The organism is Nonomuraea guangzhouensis, from assembly GCF_019396345.1.
GTDB lineage: Bacteria > Actinomycetota > Actinomycetes > Streptosporangiales > Streptosporangiaceae > Nonomuraea > Nonomuraea guangzhouensis.
Genome location: NZ_JAHKRM010000036.1, coordinates 126,474 through 133,364 on the forward strand (window position 1 = coordinate 126,474; position 6,891 = coordinate 133,364).

The window sequence follows — 6,891 nt, forward strand, 5'->3', positions numbered from 1 at the left end:
TAGCCGGTCCTGTTGTGACGCGGCCGTCTTGGGAGCCTTCCAGCGGCTAGACCCTCTTGGGGGTGGGGCCGCCCCGCGAACGTGATCGTGCGAACGCGTCGAGTTTGGCCGGATTCACGATCCACATGAGGTGATGGATGCCCTGCGGCGAAGCCTCGATGCTGAGCAGCGCGACACCGGTGCGACCGCCGGGGACCAGTACACCGGGATTCCCGTTCGCTTCGACCCACGTGAAGTCGGAGCCCGGCCAGAACCGTGGCGCGAACGCGGCGATGTACTTCGCCACGCGGGGACCGCCCACCAGCGGAATCCGCGCCGCCCCTCTGATGCCGTCGCCGTCGGAAGAGCTGACGACGTCCGCGGCGAACAGGTTCTCGAGGGCGGCGACGTTTCCGGTCTGGGCGGCGGTGAGGAAGGCCGTCAGGAGACGTCGGTGTTCGATCTTGTCGATGGGCTCGCGTCGTGCGGCGGACACGTGCTTGCGGGCCCGGCTCACGAGCTGGCGGACGTTGGCCGGGCTGAGCTGGAGGATGTCCGCTATTTGCGGGTACGGGTAGACGAAGGCCTCGCGCAGGACATAGGCGGCCCGTTCGGTGGGGGTGAGTCTTTCGAGCAGCAGCAGGAAGGCGAGTTCGAGCGCTTCGCCGCGTTCGGCGCCGATCGTGGGGTCGGAGCTGGTGTCGACGGGTTCGGGGAGCCAGGGCCCGATGTAGGCCTCGCGTCGCGCTCGGGCGGACTGCGCGACGTTGATGGCCAGGCGGGTGGTGATCAGCGCCAGGAAGGCCGAGGGGTTCTCGATGGTCGAGCGGTCGGTGTTCTGCCAGCGCAACCAGGTTTCCTGCACGATGTCCTCGGCTTCCGCCGCGCTGCCGAGCATCCGATAGGCGATGCCGAACAGACGCGGGCGCAGCACGACGAAGGCGGAAGCGGCCTCTTCGAGGTCTTCCAGCGATTCTGAACGCATGATGGCCCCCCGCCTTCGCTGCGCTGCCGTCAACTTTTCCACATCGATTCAGCCGGACGACGCGGGGGTGTCACGCCTCGGTGCTCGGCCCCGGCGGGGTGCCGTCCTCCTCCAGCACCTCGACGGCGTCGAGCAGACCTCGCTCGCCGATCTCCGCACGCTCGGCGTCCGTCGGGTCGAACAGCCAGTCGGTGATCGGCAGTTCCATCTCCTCTTCCGGACGGCTCGCCACAACCTCTGTCAGTTCGATCTCGACCTCGGCCTTGAGCTCGTACAGGACGTCGTTCTCGGGGTTCGGAGCGCTCATCTTTCCTCCATGAGTGGCTTGAGTGGATGTCCGGCTGACCGGTTACGCCGCCGCCTCCCAGAACGTCTCCCCGGCCTGTACGACGCGCTCCGGCCCTGCGGGATGAACGGCGGTTCGACCTCCTGCGGCATGGTCAGCGCGGTCTGCCACGCGGTCGATCACGGCTTGGGTTCAGTGGTCGCCAGGTGCTGTCGGACATGGGAATCACCTGCGAGAGAACGGACTACTTGTCGTTCCGGCCGGGCCAGTCGCGATAGCGGATCTGGCCGAGGGGGGCGCCGTCATCCGGCACCAGCGACCGCTCGAGCAGTTCCTGTCCGAAGTACTGCGCGTGCGGGTCGGTGACCACCTCACGCGGATCGCCCCAGGAGGCCAGCGCCTCACGGAAGAACTCGTCCATCCGGAACTGCTCGGGCCCGCCGACCTCGACCCTGCCGTTCAGCGGCGCGCCCACCGCGACCCTGCCGATCGCCTGCGCGACGTCGTCGCCGGCCATGGGCTGGAAGAGGACGTGCGGCATCCGTACCTTGTCGCCGTCCGTGGCCTCGTCGGCGATGCGCCGGACGAACTCGAAGAACTGGGTGGCGTGCACGAGCGAGAACGGGATCGGCGATTTCTCGATCAGCTGCTCCTGGGCGATCTTCGCCCGGAAGTAGGCGTTCCCGGGCGGACGCTCCGTTCCCACCACCGACAGCGCGACGTGGTGTCCGACGCCGGCCGCGGCCTCGGCCGCCAGCAGGTTGCGGGTGGAGGTCTCGAAGAACTCCAGCACCGCCTTCTCCTCGAACGATGGGGAGTTCGACACGTCGATCACCACCGACGCGCCCGCCAGCACTTCGGCCAGGCCTTCACCGGTGAGCGTGTTGACGCCGGTATTCGGCGACGCCGCCACGGCCTCGTGACCGTGCTCGCCCAGCTTCTGCACAAGCTTCGACCCGATCAGGCCGGTTCCGCCGATTACCACGATCTTCATGGCAGCTCCTTTCCGTCCGCCGGGGCATCCGCTGCCAACCGGTCGCCAACTAAGACCGGACAGCCTCCGGGCTTGTGACAGCGGGCTGCTAAATTCTTTTCAGTCTGCGGACGATGCTGGGGACAGCGATCAGGCTCTTGCTCTGACCGTACTCGCTGACCTGCGACGATGCATCGGTGGGGGGCAGAACGCAGCCGGTCGTGATGGCCGCGACCACGTCGGCCACGCCGATCCGGGGCGTCGCGAGCAAGTGACAAGATGTCACATTTTCAACCCCCAACAGTCCATAGGTAGACATGTTGAAAAGACAGGGGGGTGTCGATCTTGGACGTCTATGAGGCGGTGACGAGCCGACGGGCGGTGCGCGGATTCACCGACAAGCTTGTCCCGAGGGAGGTGCTGGAGCGCGTACTGTCCGCCGCGGCATGGTCGCCGTCCGGCTCGAACCTGCAACCATGGCACGCCTACGTGCTGACCGGTGAGCCGCTGGCCGAGCTCAAGAAACGCGCCGGCAAGCGCGTGGCCACGGGCGACACCTGGGACGAGCGGGAGTACGACATGTACCCGTCCGTACTGAAGTCCCCGTACCACGAGCGCCGATCCGCCTTCGGCCAGGAGCGCTACGGCGCACTCGGCATTTCGCGCGAGGACTGGGAGGCGCGCCAGCGGGCCGCTTCCGCGAACTGGGACTGTTTCGGCGCGCCCGCCGCCCTGTTCTGCTACATCGACCGCGACCTGGGCCTGCCCCAATGGTCCGACCTCGGCATGTACCTGCAGACCGTCATGCTGCTGCTCCGCGCCGAAGGGCTGCACAGCTGCCCGCAGATGGCGTGGTCGGTGTATCGCAAGACCGTCGCCGAGGTCGTGTCACCTCCGGATGGGCTCATCCTCTTCTGCGGCATGTCGATCGGGTTCGAGGACGTCACGATGGACTACATCCGTACGGGCCGGGCGCCCCTCCACGAAACGGTCACGTTCGTCGAAGGCTAGCCAGTGGCGCGGTGGTGCGGCCCCGGGGAGTCCTCCGCCAAGGCATCGACCGGCCCTTCCACCAGGTCGGGCGCCGGTGACGGCTGCGCACCGGGCCACGAGCGCGCCGCCGATGACCTCCAGCGACGCCACGGTGGCGCCCACGGCCGCCGACAGCCGCCGGACGGCGTTCACCCCCAGGATGTACGCCACCACGGTCGCGACCACCACCATCCACAGGTACGCCACCAGCACAGGCAACCTCTGAGCACCCGCTGCCGGCATGACGGACACCGTGAACGCCTTCCACGGCAGGTCCCAGGGCCGCGCGAACGGGATCAGCGCCACGGCCGCCCCCGTCATCCCCCAGGCGATGAGCCCGAGCGGGTGCACGTCATCGCCAAAGCTATCGTCATCGTCATGACCGTCCAGCGGCTTCGACACAGGCATGCCCGGCTTCACGGGCGCAACGAAATAACGCCGTCCCCTGCGCCCGACCCGGACCTTCCCGGCCATGCGGCGAGGACGGCCGTCCTCGCCGCGTCCGCCGGCGCCTTCGTCACGTCCCCGCCGGTCGGCGACACCTGAGCAGACGGTCCTCGCGGGCCGCCATCCGCTGGTCGCGCATGGGAACCGTCAGATCTCTTCCACGCTGCTCGGCTCACGCCGGGACAGATCGATACCGAGCTCCTCCGCCGCGCGGAAGACGTCCTCGTCGGTGTCACGCATCTCGATGGACATGCCGTCGCTGGAGAGCACCTCGACGTTGAGGCACAGCGACTGCATTTCCTTGATGAGGACCTTGAAGGACTCCGGGATGCCCGGCTCGGGGATGTTCTCGCCCTTGACGATTGCCTCGTAGACCTTCACGCGGCCCAGGACGTCGTCGGACTTGATCGTCAGCAGCTCCTGGAGGGCGTAGGCGGCGCCGTACGCCTCCAGAGCCCAGACCTCCATCTCACCGAAGCGCTGGCCACCGAACTGGGCCTTACCGCCGAGCGGCTGCTGGGTGATCATGGAGTAGGGGCCGGTCGACCGGGCGTGGATCTTGTCGTCGACCAGGTGGAGCAGCTTCAGGATGTACATATAGCCGACCGCGATCGGATAGGGGAACGGCTCGCCCGAGCGACCGTCGAACAACCGGGCCTTGCCGCTCTGCTGCACCAGACGATCCCCGTCGCGGTTGGGGATGGTGCTGTCGAGCAGCCCGACGATCTCTTCCTGATGGGCACCGTCGAAGACCGGCGTGGCCATGTTGGTGCGCGGGGCGACCTGCTCGAAGCCCTTGTCACGCAGCCGCTCGGCCCACGCCTCCTGGACGCCGGAGATGTCCCAGCCGCGGGCGGCGATCCAGCCCATGTGGTTCTCGAGGACCTGGCCGACGTTCATTCGGCCGGGCACGCCCAGGGGGTTGAGGATGATGTCGACCGGGGTGCCGTCCTCCAGGAACGGCATGTCCTCGACCGGCAGGATCTTGGAGATGACACCCTTGTTGCCGTGCCGGCCGGCCAGCTTGTCGCCGTCGGTGATCTTACGCTTCTGGGCCACGTAGACGCGGACCAGCTCGTTGACACCGGGCGGCAGTTCGTCGCCCTCCTCGCGGGAGAACACCCGGACCCCGATGACCTTGCCCCGCTCACCGTGCGGCACCTTCAGCGAGGTGTCCCGCACCTCACGGGCCTTCTCACCGAAGATCGCGCGCAGCAGCCGCTCCTCCGGGGTCAGCTCGGTCTCGCCCTTCGGGGTGACCTTGCCGACCAGGATGTCGCCGTTCACCACGTCCGCGCCGATGCGGATGATGCCGCGCTCGTCGAGGTCGGCCAGGATCTCCTCGGAGACGTTGGGGATGTCCCGGGTGATCTCCTCGGGGCCCAGCTTGGTGTCGCGGGCGTCGACCTCGTGCTCCTCGATGTGGATCGAGGACAGGACGTCGTCCTGCACCAGCCGCTGGGACAGGATGATCGCGTCTTCGTAGTTGTGGCCCTCCCACGGCATGAACGCCACCAGCAGGTTCTTGCCCAGCGCCATCTCGCCACGGTCGGTGCACGGACCGTCCGCGATCACTTCCCCGGCCTCCACCCGGTCACCTTCGGCGACGATGGGCTTCTGGTTGAACGAGGTGCCCTGGTTGGACCGCTTGAACTTCGCCACCCGGTATGTCGTCCGCGTGCCGTCGTCGTTCATGACCGTGATGTAGTCGGCGGAGACCTCCTCGACCACGCCCGCCTTCTCGGCGCTGATCATGTCGCCCGTGTCAGTGGCGGCCCGGTATTCCATGCCGGTGCCGACCAGCGGCGCCTCGCTCTTGAGCAGCGGCACCGACTGGCGCATCATGTTGGAGCCCATGAGCGCGCGGTTGGCGTCGTCGTGCTCCAGGAACGGGATCATCGCGGTGGCCACCGACACCATCTGGCGCGGTGAGACGTCGATGTAGTCGACCTCGTCGGCCCGCGCCAGCTCCGTTTCGCCGCCCTTGGTGCGGACCAGGACGCGAGCCTCGGCGAACGAACCGTCGGGATTGATCGCGGTATTGGCCTGCGCCTTGACGAAGCGGTCTTCCTCGTCGGCGGTCAGGTAGTCGATCTGCTCGGTCACCTTGCCGTCGACGACCTTGCGGTAAGGCGTCTCGATGAAACCGAAGGCGTTGATCCGGCCGTAGGAGGCCAGCGAGCCGATCAGGCCGATGTTGGGGCCTTCCGGGGTCTCGATCGGGCACATCCGGCCGTAGTGGGACGGGTGCACGTCACGGACCTCGAAGCCGGCCCGCTCACGGGACAGACCACCGGGCCCCAGCGCGGACAGACGCCTCTTGTGCGTCAGGCCGTCGAGCGGGTTGGTCTGGTTCATGAACTGCGACAGCTGCGAGGTGCCGAAGAACTCCTTCATGGACGCCACGACCGGGCGGATGTTGATCAGGGTCTGCGGCGTGATCGCCTCGACGTCCTGCGTGGTCATCCGCTCGCGCACGACGCGCTCCATGCGGGCCAGACCCAGGCGGACCTGGTTCTGGATGAGCTCGCCGACGCTGCGCAGGCGGCGGTTGCCGAAGTGGTCGATGTCGTCGACCTCGACGATGACCTCTCGGTCGCCGGCGCCCGACATCGACTCCTCGCCCGCGTGGAGACGGACGATGTACTCGATCGCGGAGACGATGTCCTCTTCGGTCAGCGTGCCCTGAGTGATCTCGGAATCGACCCCGAGCTTTTTGTTGATCTTGTATCGGCCGACTTTGGCGAGGTCGTAACGCTTGGGGTTGAAGTACAGGTTCTCCAGCAGGGTCTGCGCGGATTCCTTGGTGGGCGGCTCGCCCGGACGCAGCTTGCGGTAGATGTCGAGCAGCGCGTCGTCCTGGCCGGCCGTGTGGTCCTTCTCCAGGGTGGCGCGCATCGACTCGTACTGGCCGAAACGCTCGAGGATCGCCTCGTTGGTCCATCCCAGTGCCTTGAGAAGCACGGTGACGGCCTGCTTGCGCTTACGGTCGATACGCACACCGACGCTGTCACGCTTGTCGATCTCGAACTCGAGCCAGGCACCCCGAGACGGGATGACCCTGCAGCCGTACAGGTCCTTGTCCGACGTCTTGTCGACGTTGCGTTCGAAGTAGACGCCGGGCGACCGGACGAGCTGCGAGACCACGACACGCTCGGTGCCGTTGATGATGAAAGTGCCCTTCGGCGT

6 protein-coding genes are annotated in these 6,891 nt (G+C 67.2%); 2 read left to right on the top strand and 4 right to left on the bottom strand.

The window, feature by feature from the left end; translation table 11 throughout:
• Positions 1-46: 46 nt before the first annotated feature.
• From KME78_RS51360 to KME78_RS51370, 3 genes are all read right to left on the bottom strand, one after another.
• On the bottom strand, positions 47-964 hold the full coding sequence (locus tag KME78_RS51360) for an RNA polymerase sigma-70 factor (protein ID WP_219537325.1): 918 nt from the start codon (positions 962-964) through the stop codon (positions 47-49).
• Positions 965-1,034: 70 nt separating this feature from the next.
• Positions 1,035-1,271 carry a hypothetical protein gene (locus KME78_RS51365; protein ID WP_219537326.1) on the bottom strand — a complete coding sequence of 79 codons (237 nt, stop codon included), beginning with the start codon at positions 1,269-1,271 and terminating at the stop codon, positions 1,035-1,037.
• A 223-nt stretch (positions 1,272-1,494) separates the two neighbouring features.
• Positions 1,495-2,244: an SDR family oxidoreductase gene (locus KME78_RS51370; protein ID WP_219537327.1), complete on the bottom strand. Its 750-nt coding sequence runs from the start codon at positions 2,242-2,244 to the stop codon at positions 1,495-1,497.
• A gap of 324 nt (positions 2,245-2,568) precedes the next feature.
• On the opposite strand from KME78_RS51370, the gene KME78_RS51375 reads away from it, so the two are divergent.
• Positions 2,569-3,234, top strand: coding sequence for a nitroreductase (locus tag KME78_RS51375; RefSeq protein ID WP_219537328.1), 666 nt, complete (start codon positions 2,569-2,571; stop codon positions 3,232-3,234).
• Between the two features lie 76 nt (positions 3,235-3,310).
• Positions 3,311-3,481 carry a hypothetical protein gene (locus KME78_RS51380; RefSeq protein WP_219537329.1) on the top strand — a complete coding sequence of 57 codons (171 nt, stop codon included), beginning with the start codon at positions 3,311-3,313 and terminating at the stop codon, positions 3,479-3,481.
• Between the two features lie 368 nt (positions 3,482-3,849).
• On the opposite strand, the gene rpoB is transcribed toward KME78_RS51380, so the two are convergent.
• On the bottom strand, positions 3,850-6,891 hold a 3,042-nt coding region (gene rpoB, locus KME78_RS51385; protein WP_219537330.1), incomplete at its 5' end, for a DNA-directed RNA polymerase subunit beta.